Raw genomic sequence first — 15844 nt, 5'->3', positions numbered from 1 at the left:
CTTCAGCGGGCGTCCGAAACGAGCGTTGATCATGGCTCTGCGGAACGCAGCGGCAGGGGGCTCATTCTTGGTCGGATGCTATGGCGGATACTGCCTCATTTGTCTATCTTGGCAACTCGAACGCAGTCACTCACCGGTGGCCGAAATGATCCTTTCGGCCACCGGCGCGGGACTGAAGTCACGAAGAAATCTCTTCGCCTCTTCTCTTCTATTGATGGTTTTGCTTTGTCCGCCTCACCTTTTGAGTCGGAATCCGCCGACGATTTGCGCGATTCCAAAATTCCTGAGCCAATTCCGCAACCCGAGGTCGCGCCACCTAGCGTCGCGCTGCCCGCTGACGTCGAACAACAAACTGACGAAGAGCGAGCGGGACCGGGGCAGTTCGTCGCCGACCAACGGGTCGCTCATCCGGGTTCGATTCATCTCGTCGACGCCGCCGCAGTGGGCGAGCCCTACTCTGACTCGAATGCGAAACTGCAGCGCTGTCAGGAAATCCTGCGATACCAATTTCAAGACCTGAGCCTACTGAAGTCCGCATTGACTCACGCATCTGGAGCATCCAATCGGTTGTCCAGCAACGAGCGACTCGAGTTTTTGGGGGACGCGGTGTTAGGGATGACGGTCTGTCAGTGGCTCTTTGAGACGTACCCCGAATACAGCGAAGGCGATTTGACGAAGATCAAGTCAGCGGTGGTGAGTCGGCGCACGTGCGGTCGAACGGCGACAAAACTGGGTTTGGACGAATGTTTGATCGTTGGCCGCGGAGTGACCCGTAATCGCAGTTATCCACGTTCGCTCGTCAGCGATGTCTTTGAGTCGATCATCGCTGCGTTGTACCTCGATGGTGGAGCCGACGTGGTCCGCGACCGACTCAAAGAATGGCTCGCCGAAGAGGTTCGCCTGTCGGTGGAAACGCAGGGATCGGGAAACCACAAATCAGTCCTCCAGCAGCACGCACAGCGAGAACTCGCTGCGACGCCGGTATACAAGCTGATCCGTGAGATGGGCCCCGATCACCGCAAAGCATTCTTGATCGGCGCGGTGATCGGCCCGCAGGCTTTCCCGCCCGCTTGGGGCAACAACAAGAAAGACGCCGAACAACGGGCCGCTGCCAACGCGCTGGCTACCCTCCATGACCAGCCGATCCCGCATGTCTGCGATGAAGGTGATGGAGCGACCAAGCCAGCTCACTGAATGTCGTTGCCCCGCACGGCACTATCTGACCCTGCGGGTAACGTCGTGGACTTGGCGAGGATCGGGCAGCCCGCTGGGTCGGGAACGACTCTGTGTGACGACTCTGTGTGTCGTCCTCCACCACTGCCCAGCGGTCTATGCTTGGAAAGCGGTCTATACTTCGTAGCTCTTGCCGTCTTCTTCGTAAACGATCTTGTAGAGATCCCGTTTGCGGTCGTTCCAATTTTGGACGGATCCTTGTTCGCGGTGTCGGCGGAGTTGCTCAAAGTCGAGGTCGTGAATGATCAACGTTTCCACGTTCGGGTTGCATTCCGCCGCGACAGCCTCCCGAGCAAACTCAGCGTCAGCAGGCGTGAAGATCCCGGACTGTGCGTAGTGGATGTCTGAGTTTTCGACGAACGGGAGGTTGCCCGTGCAACCTGAAATCGCGACGTATAAATGGTTTTCAATACACCGTGCTTGCGAGCAATATCTCACGCGCAGATAGCCGTGTTGGGTATCGGTATTGAACGGAACAAAGACAATCGAGGCTCCTTTTTGGGTCGCGATGCGTGTGAGCTCGGGAAACTCGATGTCATAGCAGATTTGGATCGCGATTCGCCCACAATCAGTATCAAATACCTCAACCGACTTGCCCGGATTCACTCCCCACCATTTTCGCTCACTTGGCGTGATATGGATTTTGTATTGTTTGCCAATCGAGCCATCGCGGCGGAATAGATAAGCCACGTTGTAGAGCGTGTCATTCTCGATTACGAACTGAGACCCGCCAATCACGTTAAGATCGTACTTCACAGCCATCTCCGTAAATAGATCGAGGTACTGCGGCGTGAACGCCGCGAGCTGCCGGGCGGCTTGGCCGGGACGGGTCGCGTCAACGCATGAAAGCAGCTGCGTTGTGAACAACTCAGGAAACAGCACGAAGTCGCATTTGTAGTCTGATGCCGTATCCAAAAAGAACTCGCACTGCTGAGCAAATTCGTCAAAGTTCTTGATGGTCCTCAACTGGTACTGCACGACGCACACGCGAATCGGTTCGATCACATGATGAAAGCGGCGTTTGGCGCCCGGAATATGTTCCAGGTTCGTCCAAATGGCGTACGTAGCGTAGCCGCACGATTCCGTGTCCGAGGGTAGGTAGTTCGGAATCAGGCCGCGGACAATAAACCCGTTGGACAGTTGGGCGGTGAGCACAGGATCGTAGTTATTCTTTTCCAGAACACTGTCGATATATTCGCGCGCGGACATCTCATCGGCCCGGCGATGGTAGCCTGGGATCCGGCCGCCAATGATGATCTGAGCGAGATTCATACGGCGACAGAGATCTTTGCGGGCATCGTAGAGACGCCGCGACAGCTTCATGCCGCGAAACTCGGGATCGACCATGATCTCAATCCCATAGAGCGTGTCCCCCTTGGGTTTGTGATTGCGAATGAAGCCGGAGTCAGAGATCGCTTTCCAGTTGTGCCATTCCAAGCCGGCATCATATTCCAATATCAGACTCGATGAGGAGGCGGCAATCTTGCCGTCAATCTCAACGACGATCTGGCCTTCTGGGAAAATCTCAAGCTGGCTCTCGAGCTCTTCACGACCAAACGTGGGCATCCCTGGAAAACACTTCTCTGCCAAAGCCGTCAGGGCGTCAAAGTCATCTCTCGTCAACTGCCGAACGACTGTTTTCCATTCGAATTTGGCGAGGTCAAGCGTTTCCATTGTGAAGTGCCTTGGTAGATCAGATTAGTGAATGCGGAGTAGAGTCGAAGCTCGTTAATCAGTAGACACGACACCACCTCTTGGCAACACTGGCCATTGATTGCCGTGGCATCTCGGCTCTGATCCGTCCGCAATTCGGTCGCAATGACGAACTTGTGCGTGACGCACCACACACATGGTTCTCGTGATCCAAACATGAGGGCTGGCCGCTACCGGCTGGATTGGCCGAGCGACAGTCGCAATCGCCCACACTTTGATACCATGGCGAGCGCTGCGAGACTCGGCAGGAATACAAACGCGGCATCGGAAAACCGACCAATCGTCGGGCTGGTGAGAGCCACAAAGGCGAGCCCTGTCGCAGCGTAGCTGATCGCGAGCAATACCAAGGCACGGCGTGCTCGTGCGGAGCACCTGGCAGGTTCGGAATCCATTTCTGCCCGCGACGAGATGACTTGCGGCCAAATGCAAACCAGCATCGCAACGCCCGCAGCCAACACGATCACCATGAGAAAAATAGGATGCATGACGATGTTGGCCACCGAACCCCAGATACCACGACGCATCGCTAGCATCCACCATCTCGCATACCGCAACGGGTAGGCCAGCACAATCTGACGGTCAAGCTCAGCCAACAAGCGATGTTGATCGATCGGGTCATCGCCGGCAACTGCGATCGCTGCGGGGATGGCCACAAGATATGTCATCGCATCCCAACGGTTTTCCAAGGTCATGTAGGAGTCCGCTCGCAGAGAAGGATCACTGGTCACTCGCAGATCGAGTCCGTCGATCGCCCCCGTTCCGGGCTGACTCGCTCGGCCGCTGCGGCCGGTTGAAACGGCAACTCGACGCCTCGCGATTTCGGAAGCCAATGCACCTCCAGGTCCCGACATCTGCTCCAGTTCATCGTTGTCGAGCAGTTGGGTCGTCACGGCCGCCATATTCTGATGGCCGAACGGCAACAGTGAAAAATCGTTGGCAACGGTGTATCGAAACTGACACCAACCGAGCAGCACAACCAGTGGCAGCGAGCCGATGACAGCCACATCCCTCCAGCGACGTGTCCAGGGCGGCAGCACGCCATCCCCCGCGCGAAACAGCACCATCGTGATCACCCACGGCAGTAGAAATAGGTAGGCAGGCCGCAAGCTGATCGACAATAAACTGCTCGCAGCGACGCCCGCAGCGAGCGGCGTTGAAAACCCAATTCGCCAGCCTCGAAGTATGCACGCTGCCGTGATCACACCCCATGACATGGCCGCGCAATCGGTTGCGATGGTGGATACATGATCCCAAAACGAACAGCCCACCGCGACCGCTGCCGCCGCCGCGATAGCAGCACTACGCGAGAGTCCCCATCGCCGCATTTCGATCATGAAGAAAGAAACCGCAATCGCTTGCAACAGGATTTGAACAAGCACCACTAATTGCAGTCCCACCGATTCGCTCGGCGCGATTGCTAGGCAGGCACGCAGGAGCGCCGGATAGGCGGGCAACCGCGAATAACGCGCCATCGATTCCAGTGACGCGAATGGATAGTCCAGGTAACTCGCAGAATCTGAAACAAGATGCGGCTGCCATCGCCCCGACACCGCGCACATGGCCCACAGAGCAATTGACCACCAAAAGACAATTTTGATGGCGTGGAAGGAGGGTGAAGGGTAGAGAGAGTGAGTAACAATATCAGGCTCGCGGCGAGTCCGGCTGGACTCTGCTTGATCGTTCACTCCTCATCGCCTTCAAACTCTGCCTCGCCATCAAAAAAATCTTCTGCTCCTGGAGTTTTGGGATCGATTGGTGCACGCTTGCGAAGTTTACGCTGGAGTGATCGGCGATGAATTCCCAATCGCCTCGCGGCTTCGGAGATGTTGTTATTGCAGTCGGCGAGGACACGGTGAATATGCTCCCACTCGTTGCGGGCCAGGGAAGGCGCGGGGAATGCCAAGCCGCCTTCTGGGACGATAGGTTCATCGCCGCGGACGAAGGCAGATAGAATGTCGTCTGCGTCGGCGGGTTTGCTCAAAAAGTTGACCGCGCCGGCGCGGACGGCATCGATTGAGGCCGGGATGCTGCCGAAACCTGAGAGCATGATGATCCGGCAATCCGGTTTGATTTGCAGCAGCCTGCGCAGCAGATCGAGGCCGCTGCGACCGGGCATCCGCAAATCCAGCACCGCGAGATCGCAGGGATTACGCTGAAAGATGCTGACCGCTTCCTCGTAATTTCCTGCCGTGAGGGCCTCGAGACCGCGGCTCCGCATCGCCATCGCGAGTCGCTCGCGGAGTACTTCCGTGTCGTCGACTAAAAGAATTGACTTCGCTCCGACCGTGTCGGCGGTACAAGCTTCCGACGGATCGGGATAATCAGGAGGTAAACTCACAAGCCGTGCCGTAGGTGAGGTGAAGAAAAAATGACGCGCAAAAACCGCCGATGAGTGACCCTCATGAGCTGCCGTCCAGTGTCGTCGGCCCCGGCAGATTTTTCAACATCCCCCAGGGTCGACTGCTACCTCATCTACCCCTGATTTACGGTCGCGGTACCAACGGTAAGACGACTGTTGCCGTGGTCCCCTTGCCTGGAACGCTTTGGAATTGCAGGCGACCATCCATTCTTGTGATCACGTTGCGGGTCAGAAATAGCCCCAAGCCAATGCCTCGCCCCGGTTCTTTCGTGGTGAAGAACGGATCGCCAGCGCGATCAAGGACGTCCGTTGACATGCCTTGGCCGCGGTCAACCACGATCAACGAGAGCTCTTTCCCTACCCGGGCTGCCTGCATGGTTACGGATTGATCGCCCTCGCTCGCGTCGAGCGCGTTGTGTAGCAGATTTCGAATGGCCTGAGCAACCGCTTCCTCAGGTAACCATAGAGGTTGCCGCTCCCATGCCGGCGTGTCGCTGTCTCCGGTGGTCGCGTCGGCATCGGCCACACCCGTCAAATCGGGTTCAGGCGTCCAGGGGTCAATCGGTTCGAGGATCTCGACACGGTGTGGATCACGTATCCCTTCGAGTGTGGTGTCGATCAAGTCGCCCAACGTAGTACGGTTCCACTGGTCGGCGACCGCGTCGCCAGCCGCGGTGCGCATCCGCGAAAGGATTTGCCGGCACATTAACAGCTGTCCGTCGATGAGTCGCAAGTCGTCATCAATCGATGAGGGTTTGTCGACGGTCTCCAGATGCCGTGTTAGTTCCCGGCAGGCAACGTCGATCGCCGAAAGGGGCGTCGCCAGCTCATGGGCCGCACCGGCAGCCAATGTCGTCAGGCCTTCCAATCGCATCGCGTCGGCACGCTCGGCCTGACTGCGTCGCAGGTCCTCGTCGCGATTGCGAAGCTGGCGAGATGTTCGGGTGACGAAAAACGTGATCACTGTAGCACATGCAATGAAAGCGATGAGCGATGCGAGGTCTCGCATTCCCAGGTCACCAAACAAGATCAGCGGGGGATCGATCGTACGTACACTCAGGCCTTTCACAGGCCACGAATGCACCAGGAGGAAAACGTAGCCCATGACCGCCAAGTTCGTCAGCGTCCATGCGGCAGACCTCTCCAGCATCACGCCACCGACCGCGAGATTGACAAAGTAAAAAAAACAGAATGGATTGTCGGCGCCGCCACTGAGGAAGAGCATCGCTGTCAGCGTCACCAGGTCGAGTGCCATCAACGCGAACGCCACGCGAAGTGGTATCACACTGGTTTCATCGGACGACGACGGTTGCTCCCAGCGCATCAACCACCAGCCGTACGCAAAATTGGTGCATGCGGTGAGGGCAACGAACAGTAGCAGAGGCACGATCGGCAACGGCGTCGCCGTCAGTGGACCTGCCAGCAGAATGGTAATGAGCTGACCGAGGCTCGCGAACGAGCGGAGCCGCAACAACCAGGAAGCCGATCCTAACGGGGCCGATGAGATGAACCTCATCCTCAGTGCGTTTCGCGTCGCGTCAATTCATCACGCAGCTTCGCAGCCAACTCGTAGTGTTCGTGCTCAACGGCTTGATCGAGCCGTTCTCGCAAGGTCTGTCCGACGGAGTATTCTGTCCGCAATGATTCCCGCAGATCGATCAAACGGACAATCAATTCGTCTTCGTCAAAGTGCTCTTCCGCATCGTGTTTGACAAAAAACTCACGCAGCGTTTCGAGTCCGCGATTGATTGCCTGAATCGCCTCCTCGGGTGTGTTCTCTTCAAGTTCGCCCAGGGCTTCGGCCTGGGTGCGATGAAACAGCACGAAGGGTCGGTATTGCTCGTGCGAAGCCGACCAATCCGGATCGTCCGATAGGTCTTCGCACACATCCATCAGCCGCAGCGTGTGATCGGCGTCCATCACCGCTCGATGGTAGAACTGCAACCGCAACCAGCAGATCCGACGGTGATAAAACTGCATGAACTCGCGATCAATCTCATTGCAGTCGTGCTCGCTCAATTCATAGTCGGGCTCGTTGAGTCGGCACAAATTCAAATGTTCGAGATAGGTGTCCGAGCCACTGACCATCTCACCGTCAGGCCGACCGGTCGTCTCGAGTTGGAGGACACCCAATTCCACCCGCATTTGCAGCACGTCTCGCTCATCCTTACCTTTCACCATGCGCACGTTCAATGTCGCCGGGTCGAATGCCCATTGTTTGAGCAGGTCGTCCAAGTGCCGCGAGCGTTTCATGTAGTTCAAAGGGTTCAGAGCGAAAGGATGCGTCAGGTTCCATCCAGTATATCAGTCAATCGCCACAAGTGAACCTTCAATCGTCGCGTTGGGGGCGGCCACGCAGTCGTTTTTTATCAGATAGACGGCGTTTCCCTTCGATTCGTCGCTTTTTACTACCCAAAGTCGGCCGGGTGGGAGTGCGGGTTTTCGGTGGTAAACGACACTCCAACAGCATCCCCACCAAGCGAGCACGGGCGTCAGCGAGATTGCGGTTTTGATCTCGCGTCTTCTCGCTGTGCAGCACCAATTCCCCTTCCCGATTGATCCGAGTGGAAAAACGCGACATAAAGCGATGCCGCCAACTATCGTCGAAACCCGGCTGAGCCACTGGTGTCCAACGCAGCGTCACTTTGGAGTTCACCTTGTTCACGTTCTGCCCACCCGGGCCGCTGCTTCGGCTCGCCGACCAGCGAAGATCACTATCGGGAATCTTGAAACGTTTCGTCACACTCAAATCAGACATAATCTATTCAAAAAAACGTAGGACAGGCTTCCCGCGTGTCATGGTTCGTTAATGCTCGTCTAAATAATCGATCGTCCACTGCTGCACCTCTTCGTCATTCATCAGAAACGAATGCAGCACCGGAACATGATGCACGATCTCGGCACCCTCGAGTTGGGCCTCTTCCAAACTGACCACAAAATCGCTCTCGCCATCAACAAGTGGATTGCGGAGCGGTCCTGAATCGAATTTGCCAGCCACGATCGCAAACGGAAATGGAGGTGTCGCGAGGTTGGCCTGCACGTCGGCCCATCGCGGCCCCAATTCCATCGCGCCCGGACCCGCCACCCATCCAAACACACCGGTTGGTCCCAATCGGCGGGCGATTGCAGCACCTTGATTGGGTGGACCTAGCATGACCATCGCACGGCACCGCGGCAGAATTCCGTTGGGATCGCCGTCCCTCTGCAGATCGCCGATCAGGTGCCGCGTGACAATGTTTCCCATGCTGTGACCGACAATACAGAACTCGGCATCGGGATGCTGGCCCGCGAGTACCCGGTTTAGCGAGGCAGCGGACGCGGACAAACTCGATCGCGTGCTGGCGTATCCAAAGCGAATGACCTGCTCGTATCCATCCGCGCGCAAGGCGTTCTCAAGCGACTTCATCGATCCATCGGTCCGCATCAATCCGTGCATGAGTATGACGATCGGCTTGGCCGGAGGTTCAGGAATCTCCGGACAAAGTTCATCGAGGAGCTCGAGTGAGTCTGTCTCGCTGCCCCACCCACGCCGCACATTATTGGAGTCCAGAATCCGGCAGTGTCCGGTCAGGGCGTTGCGTTGAACACGGTATCCGCCTCGAACCTCCAAGTCCGTCCACAATTGTGCCCCCCCTGCAGTTGGCAGGGCGACATTGAATTTTCTCGCCACGGTTTCGCTTTCATTCTGTCCAATCGCTCGGCACGACGTAAATGCGCAAATTCCCAGAGCAGTCATGCCGAGGCTAAACCTGAAGAATCGGCGGATGGAGGTTCGCAACATATTGCAGATGTCTTGCATGGGAATCAAATCGATAAATGTACTCCGATCCAGAGCCCGCCCGATAGAGAACGCAGCGCGACAACTTCCGGTGCGATGCTCATCGAAACGCGGTCCACGCTTGCGTGGGCCCGACTTCTTAGCTGTACGCAGATCATTTCAGGAACATCCGCCGTCGTCTTGGAGCGTGTCTAGCTCCGCGCGAGTGTTTTTCATCATGCGGTTGATCGTCGCAGTGTTCCCCATCTAAAAAACGGCATGTGGCAAGTTGCTGGCCGCATTTCTGTACCTCCCGTTCGCCGACTGAGTCAACCAGCAGCACACCAGCGTGGTGAGTCTCGCTATTAAAATCAGACGTATACTCATCGCCGCAGTACCTCAATTCAATCCGTGGGAAGCCGTTGCTGATCGCTCGGCTGTGAGCAAGATCGAGCGTAAAACGCTTTACGGACCATGATTTCCGATGATTTCCGGTCCGTCCCGACTGCGTTCGATCTCCAGGCGAGGAAACGACAGGCGACATCGGATAAGGAAGCCCAGATCAACACTATCCGTCTATAACCGTGGAATGCTCTGCCTTGGTGAGGCTCGATCAGTACCTGCTTGGTGGACTATGATACCCCAACCCGATTGCTCCATGGAGAGAACAAAACCAACGGTTGCCGCGTTGGAAGGTAGAAACGCACCTCAAGAGCGGTACGGCTCAGCGAGCTGATTTGGTATCCTAACGCGATGACCTTGGCCTGCGGTATCGGCTCCTCGTCTGGATGTAACAGCACGATTGCTAGGAAGTTCCCGCCTCTCCCACCTCCCCCACCCTCCTGCTATTCAATTGTCCACCCTATCGGTTCCAGCCGGCTCGGCTCACATCCCCACTCTGCGAGCGCTCGTTTTGGCAGGCATCTTCGCCAGCACCATGCTGCTGACGGGCTGCTCCGAAGAGGCGCCTATCGTCACCTATCAGATCCCGACGACGGTGCCAGCGGCGCTAGCGGCTGAGGACACTCGCATGGTCGCTGCGATTATCCCGCAAGCCAATCAAGCTTGGTTTTTCAAGTTGATGGGGCGGAAATCAGCGGTTGACGTGGCCGCCGAAGAGTTCCGCCAGTTCGTTGAGGAAATTGAGTTTGAAGACGGCGAGCCCGTCATCGGTGACTTGCCACCGGAATGGAAGCGGAGTGGAAATCGCCCGATGCGGTTTGCTTCGATTGATATCAACACGCCCACCGAACAACTTGACCTGAGCATCTCGCAACTCTCCCGTAGCGACGATTGGGATTCGCTCGTGACCAGTAACGTCAACCGCTGGCGAGGTCAGGTAGGGCTAGAGCCCACCGAGGAAAAATGGTCCGGCGCCCAACAGCTTGCCTGGCAGTCGGGACAGGCCGAGGATGCGGACACGCCCCCCGCCGCTGCGATTTGGGTGGATATCACAGGCCGTCCCGCAGAATCAGGATCGCCCATGATGGGCGCGCCGATGATGGGGAATGCCCCCTTTGCGGGAACCGCCGGGGGGGCTGGGGAGATGCCTGCAGACCCGCATGCAGGCCTGCCCCAAACCACCCGTGATGCGATCGCTGCCAAGTCGAAATCATTGCAGGCTCCCAATTCCATGAGTGAATCGGATACCCCGGCGGTGACGTCCGCGGCGGAGTCCGGCGACCAAGTTGGCGATCCCAGTTCAAAATTAAAATTTGATCGCCCGGAGGGCTGGCGCGATGGTAGGATGAGTTCCATGCGGCTGGCTGCATTCAGCGTTGGTCCCGAGGATGCACCCGCTGAGGTAACGATCATCAGTGCCGGCGGCAACCTCCGCAACAACGTCGCTCGCTGGATGGGCCAAATCCGCCAGTCGGCGGTTCCGGACGAAGACGTGGACGCGGCGTTTGAAGATGCTGAAAAAATGGACATCAGCGGCAGACCGGCCCAGCGGTTCGTGTTGCTGCCGCCGAAAGAGGAGTCCGCCACCGACAGTTCTGAGGGCGCCACGGCAATCGATGGCACCATGGTCCCGCTAAGCGACGATTTTGCCATGTTCATTAAGATGACAGGCCCTGTGGAAACGGTCCAACAACAATCTGAACAGATGAAATCCTTCCTCGAATCCCTCCAATTTTAGCCCACCTTGAGCCGAGTGCCGTGCGGCACGAGGCAGCACCGCCGCGCCAGTCGCCACTGCGTTGGGGCTCACTCGCTCGGCAGCCCGCTCACTGCGTTTTCGCTTTCATCCCTCCCCGCCTTTTAGCCCTTGGTCCCTCCCATGGCTTCTGCTAGCTCACCCTACACCACCGACGCGGCCGCATCGAAATCGCGGCTGCACGAACGTGGCTCCATTGCTCACGGAGTGCTCGCTGCTCTCGGTTCACTGAAGATGACGGTGGTGCTGTTTGCCCTTTCACTGATCCTCGTCTTGGTTGGGACGCTCGCGCAAGATGAAATGAACATGCAGGAGGTGAAACAGCGATATTTCCTGTCCTGGGTCGCGCCGCTGCATATCGACGACTTCTTTCCTCAAGCGTTCTACCGACATGACAAGCCGATTCCGGGCATCATCCCCTACCCAGGCGGTGCCCTGATTGGGCTGTTGCTAATGGTGAACTTGATTGCCGCTAAAATCACACGCTTTCGGGTCCAGGCCAGTGGCGGGCGTTTGGCCGCGGGGCTCGCATTTTTAGCAATCGGTATCGGGATCGCTGGCATCGTTGTGTTCATGGGGCATAACGACGACGGCTTGCAGGGCACACCCCCGGAGTGGCTCGGGTACGAGCGTCTCTGGTCGTTAATCATGGGGATGCTCGCGATCGCTGCAGTTGCCTGTGGGGTGGCCGCCTCGAGCAGCCGGTCGGTTGTTGTCAAGCGACTCGGTTATGTCACCGCGGCAGTACTCGCCGTTGCGGTGATCGCATCGATCTCGACGGGCTTTCGTATTGGAGATCCAGGCCTGCGAATTGTCTGGCAGTTAGCCAAGGGGCTCGGTGCGGGCTTGGTAATGTTGGTGGGATGTCAACTCGCCTTCGGTAAACAGGGCGGTAACGTTCTGTTGCACCTGGGTGTAGGTCTTTTGATGGTCGGCCAGTTCGCGTTTGGTGATCGGCAGACCGAACAACGATTGAGTTTGATCGAGGGGCAATCGACCAACACATTCGTCAATCTTGATGAGATCGAACTGCAATTGATTCACACCGAGGACGGTATCCAAACCGTCACGGCGATTCCTGCAGCGAGATTGCAAACAGCCGCGAGCAGCGATGCCGTGCTCGACGATCCCGCACTGCCAATGAAAATACGTGTGGAGCAGTTTTTCGAAAACTCGACACTGGCCAAGCCCGACGATTCAAATCCAGCGACCACGGGGCTCGGATTGGATTACGCGGCAGTCAAACGGGACAAGTCGGGTGGTGCCAAGATGGAAACGAATATTCCGGCAGCATACATCGAATTGCTCGATCCAGAGAGTGACGCCTCACTGGGAACGTATTTCGTGACGCTGATGCTCAACGATCAAGCCATGCTGATGCCAGACGGTACAAATTCGGACGAACTGGATTCGGTCACCGTCGACGGAGTAACCTACGAGATCGGCTTGCGGATGCACCGGGAGGTCAAACCCTACTGGGTACAACTCGATGACGTCCAGCGGATCAATTGGAGCAACTCGGACACGCCGCGAGATTACTCTTCGTTCATACGCATCGTCGACAACGAGACCGGCGAGGATCGCAAGGAACGCGTATGGATGAACAACCCGCTGCGATATCGCGGTGAGACATTTTATCAATCGAGCTATTCGCCATTGCCAGGCGGCAAGGAAATGACGGGGCTCCAAGTCGTCCGTAACTCGGGATGGTTGATTCCCTATGTCGCCTGCAGCATCACAGCGTTGGGCATGCTGGTGCACTTTTGGGGCACGCTGACGCGGTTCATTGCCCGTCGCCGTCGTGAGACCAATAACCTCGTCGATGCCCCGCTGCAGCCCGATCCATTCGGTCGGTTTAGTGAAGAGGAACTGTCGGGCAACTTGTCCGAAACCCGCTCCGGAGCGGCGCCCGTGGATCCGATGGATCCCGTGGACCCGGTCTCGGCGGCAGAAACGACACCTTCGAATTGGCCGGTCGCACTGTGGATTTCCGCCGTCGTGTTGTTCACCGTTTATCTGTTGTTGCCTGCCTCGTCGCTGCAAAACTTTCGTCGACCGTCCGAACGGGATACCTCGTTTGATTTCGTGGAAGCTGGGAAAATCCCGGTTCAGTACGGCGGGCGTGTGATGCCCTTGGACGCCTATGCACGGCAGACGCTCAAGTCGATGACGAACAAGGAATCTCTGCCAATCAAGGGAACCCCCGCCAAGCTCCAGGACCGTGTAGAAACACGCAAGATGTCCGCGGTGCAGTGGTTGATGGAAGTCGCCGCCGACCGCGAAGAAGTTCGCCGTTTGCCGATGTTTCGGATCGACGCGAGCGAGGTGTTGTCCGAACTTGGCTTGGATCGACATGAGAGCAAACTGTATTCGCTCAATGATATCGGCGAGAACCCCGAACGGCTCAATAGGTTTACCGAGTTGGTGAGGGAGGCCGGTGAAAAGGAGCCCCGAGATCGAGACTTTAAAGAGAAGAAGCTGATTGAGCTGGATCTGCGAACGCGTCAGTACACTCTCGCGGCTGCCTCGTTTCGACTGCCGATCCCCGATGCGATTCCGGAGGAGTTTTTCCCCGAAGGGACGAGCGAGCAGACCCGCCAGCTCTTTGCTCTGCAACGGCTGCAGGATCGCATGGAGAGTCTGTCGAGCATGAACGCGCCCACGCTGATTCCTCCGTCAGCGGAGCAATCCGTGTCGACAGTGAATCAACCGCGATGGAAAGCGTTTGCACCTGCGTTTTTTGACATGGCTAAGAATGGGCTCGACGAAGATCAAGCACCCGCGGGAATTCTCTCCTTCAGCGAGATGATTCGAGCCTACGGTAACGACGACCCCGCCGACTTCAATGCCGCTGTGGATGAGCATCTCGGTGCGGTGCAGTCCTACCCGATCATTGGTTATGACACGACCGCTGTGGCGCTCGAGCGGTGGCTCGGCGGTGCCGATCCCACGTCGGTCGCAATCATGATCTACCTCGTCGCCTTCGTGCTGGGCCTGATCGCAATGGCGATTGACTCTCCACGACTGAACACGGCGGTATGGGGAACAGTCGTGGTGGCCTTCGTCGTGCACACGATCGTAATTGGATCACGTATCTACATCACGGGCCGTGCACCTGTAATCAATCTTTATTCTTCCGCGATCTTTGTCGGTTGGGCGGCCGCTCTGTTCGGCTTGGTGATCGAACGAATCTTCCGCTACGGTACGGGTAACCTGCTGGCCTCGTTAGTGGGCTTCATCACCCTGCAGGTCGCCGGTTACCTAACGGTTGTCGGCTCAGCGGAAACGATGGGTGTACTGCAGGCGGTGCTCGACACCCAGTTCTGGTTGTCCACACATGTGATCACCGTGGCACTCGGTTATGTCGCGACCTTGGTCGCGGGCATGCTGGGGATCGGTTACGTCGTTTCCGAATGGGTGGGTGCGAGCGATCGTGCGAAGCGAGATTTGTACCGCGTGGTTTATGGGGCATCCTGTTTTGGGATCCTGTTCAGCTTTATAGGCACGGTGCTTGGTGGCCTATGGGCAGACGATTCCTGGGGCCGCTTCTGGGGCTGGGATCCGAAAGAGAACGGCGCCCTATTGATCGTGATTTGGAATGCGTTGATGTTGCACGCACGCTGGGACGGAATGGTCAAAGCGAGAGGGTTTGCAATACTCGCCATTGGTGGCAATATCATCACCGCGTGGAGCTGGTTCGGTACCAATGAGCTCGGCATCGGACTGCACAGCTACGGCTTCACCGAAGGCATTTTGCAAGCACTCGCGATCTTCTTCGCGGTGCAGATCGCATTCATCATCGCCGGGATTTTCGTCCCGATCATCGCCAAGAGGTTTTCTCCCAATGCCAACGGTCCCAGCACACCGTGACCGCGTGGTGGCAAGAGGGCCACATACTCGTTGAAAAATCCCTCGTGAAAGTTCGTTCACTCCCCACACGCGTTCCGGCGGTCGTGGCCCTTAAAGCTCCAACGTGTCGGGTAAGCTCATTCCACAGTGATTACCCGGTTCGATGAACGCGAGCCGAGTGATGCCATAGGCGCGGATGTCCCAATCGCCAGCAGGCAGGAGGTCCGTGTCAAAGGTGTAATCGGTCTCCGCAACGAGGATGCTGCCCGGTGGCGCGTGCCGTTGAACGTGCCGGATGATCGCAGCGAGCTTGGGATACATCTCCGGGTCATTCCAGAATCGATACGGTGGGCTGAGGAACACGATCCAAGGGGTGTCGTCCTCTCCATCACAACTCAGTAGGCGATTCGCGACGGCAAAGGCATCCGCTTGCACGAGTTTGAACTTACTATCGAGATCAAGATGCTCCACCGTTTTGCGAATTTGGTTCACAGCCTGCTTCATCGGCTCAACGGCGACGGCACGAATCGCTCCACGGCTGATCGCCTCAAACGCCAACACGCCGGTGCCGGCGAACAGATCGAAAGCCGTGGTCCCGCGGACGCCGCGACCGAGGATGTTGAACAGGTTTTCGCGCACACTGTCGCGCATGGGCCGAGTGAACTCTTCGCCATGGTACGTGACTGTGCGGCCACCCATGTCACCGCCAATGATCCGCAGCTTGGTGGCTTTCGAGTTGGGCTTCGATTTAGATTTCGAGCGTGATTTCATAGGA

The 15844-nt window shown here is 57.3% G+C and carries 11 protein-coding genes; 3 read left to right on the top strand and 8 right to left on the bottom strand.

What is annotated here, in order from left to right; translation table 11 throughout:
• The first annotated feature begins 225 nt into the window (after window positions 1-225).
• Window positions 226-1194 carry a ribonuclease III gene (rnc, locus tag Poly21_RS13815; protein WP_302118875.1) on the top strand — a complete coding sequence of 323 codons (969 nt, stop codon included), beginning with the start codon at window positions 226-228 and terminating at the stop codon, window positions 1192-1194.
• Window positions 1195-1347: 153 nt separating this feature from the next.
• Here rnc and Poly21_RS13810 read toward each other — a convergent pair whose 3' ends face one another.
• From Poly21_RS13810 to Poly21_RS13780, 7 genes are all read right to left on the bottom strand, one after another.
• A complete protein-coding gene (locus Poly21_RS13810; RefSeq protein WP_146407569.1) occupies window positions 1348-2907 on the bottom strand; it encodes a bifunctional GNAT family N-acetyltransferase/carbon-nitrogen hydrolase family protein in 1560 nt (519 codons plus the stop codon).
• A gap of 209 nt (window positions 2908-3116) precedes the next feature.
• Window positions 3117-4631, bottom strand: coding sequence for a hypothetical protein (locus tag Poly21_RS13805; protein WP_146407568.1), 1515 nt, complete (start codon window positions 4629-4631; stop codon window positions 3117-3119).
• Window positions 4628-5284: a response regulator transcription factor gene (locus tag Poly21_RS13800; RefSeq protein ID WP_146407567.1), complete on the bottom strand. Its 657-nt coding sequence runs from the start codon at window positions 5282-5284 to the stop codon at window positions 4628-4630. Before Poly21_RS13800 ends, Poly21_RS13805 begins: the two co-directional genes overlap by 4 nt.
• Window positions 5285-5429: 145 nt before the next feature.
• Entirely contained in the window at window positions 5430-6821 is a 1392-nt protein-coding gene (locus tag Poly21_RS13795) for a sensor histidine kinase (protein ID WP_146407566.1), read from the bottom strand.
• Between the two features lie 2 nt (window positions 6822-6823).
• A complete protein-coding gene (locus tag Poly21_RS13790) occupies window positions 6824-7558 on the bottom strand; it encodes a UvrB/UvrC motif-containing protein (RefSeq protein WP_146407565.1) in 735 nt (244 codons plus the stop codon).
• 76 nt (window positions 7559-7634) lie between these two features.
• On the bottom strand, window positions 7635-8063 hold the full coding sequence (arfB, locus tag Poly21_RS13785) for an alternative ribosome rescue aminoacyl-tRNA hydrolase ArfB (RefSeq protein ID WP_146407564.1): 429 nt from the start codon (window positions 8061-8063) through the stop codon (window positions 7635-7637).
• A gap of 48 nt (window positions 8064-8111) precedes the next feature.
• Window positions 8112-9104, bottom strand: coding sequence for a lipase family protein (locus tag Poly21_RS13780; protein WP_302118874.1), 993 nt, complete (start codon window positions 9102-9104; stop codon window positions 8112-8114).
• 811 nt (window positions 9105-9915) lie between these two features.
• On the opposite strand from Poly21_RS13780, the gene Poly21_RS13775 reads away from it, so the two are divergent.
• Window positions 9916-11202: a hypothetical protein gene (locus tag Poly21_RS13775; protein ID WP_146407563.1), complete on the top strand. Its 1287-nt coding sequence runs from the start codon at window positions 9916-9918 to the stop codon at window positions 11200-11202.
• 141 nt (window positions 11203-11343) lie between these two features.
• Complete coding sequence (locus Poly21_RS13770) at window positions 11344-15090, top strand: cytochrome c biogenesis protein (RefSeq protein WP_146407562.1); 3747 nt, start codon at window positions 11344-11346, stop codon at window positions 15088-15090.
• A gap of 90 nt (window positions 15091-15180) precedes the next feature.
• Here the strand turns inward: Poly21_RS13770 and Poly21_RS13765 are convergent, their stop codons facing one another.
• Window positions 15181-15840, bottom strand: a complete 660-nt coding sequence (locus tag Poly21_RS13765; RefSeq protein ID WP_146407561.1) for an RsmD family RNA methyltransferase — start codon at window positions 15838-15840, stop codon at window positions 15181-15183.
• Between the last annotated feature and the right edge of the window lie 4 nt (window positions 15841-15844).

This window comes from Allorhodopirellula heiligendammensis, from assembly GCF_007860105.1.
Taxonomy (GTDB): Bacteria; Planctomycetota; Planctomycetia; order Pirellulales; family Pirellulaceae; genus Rhodopirellula; species Rhodopirellula heiligendammensis.
This window is presented reverse-complemented; position numbering and strand designations above follow the sequence as displayed.

What these genes read in the sequence shown, in the direction of transcription:
- Poly21_RS13780 (WP_302118874.1), bottom strand. Translation starts at nt 9,104, where the DNA reads ATGCAAGACATCTGCAATATGTTGCGAACCTCCATCCGCCGATTCTTC.
- Poly21_RS13790 (WP_146407565.1), bottom strand. Translation starts at nt 7,558, where the DNA reads ATGAAACGCTCGCGGCACTTGGACGACCTGCTCAAACAATGGGCATTC.
- Poly21_RS13770 (WP_146407562.1), top strand. Translation starts at nt 11,344, where the DNA reads ATGGCTTCTGCTAGCTCACCCTACACCACCGACGCGGCCGCATCGAAA.
- Poly21_RS13810 (WP_146407569.1), bottom strand. Translation starts at nt 2,907, where the DNA reads ATGGAAACGCTTGACCTCGCCAAATTCGAATGGAAAACAGTCGTTCGG.
- arfB (WP_146407564.1), bottom strand. Translation starts at nt 8,063, where the DNA reads ATGTCTGATTTGAGTGTGACGAAACGTTTCAAGATTCCCGATAGTGAT.
- Poly21_RS13795 (WP_146407566.1), bottom strand. Translation starts at nt 6,821, where the DNA reads ATGAGGTTCATCTCATCGGCCCCGTTAGGATCGGCTTCCTGGTTGTTG.
- Poly21_RS13765 (WP_146407561.1), bottom strand. Translation starts at nt 15,840, where the DNA reads ATGAAATCACGCTCGAAATCTAAATCGAAGCCCAACTCGAAAGCCACC.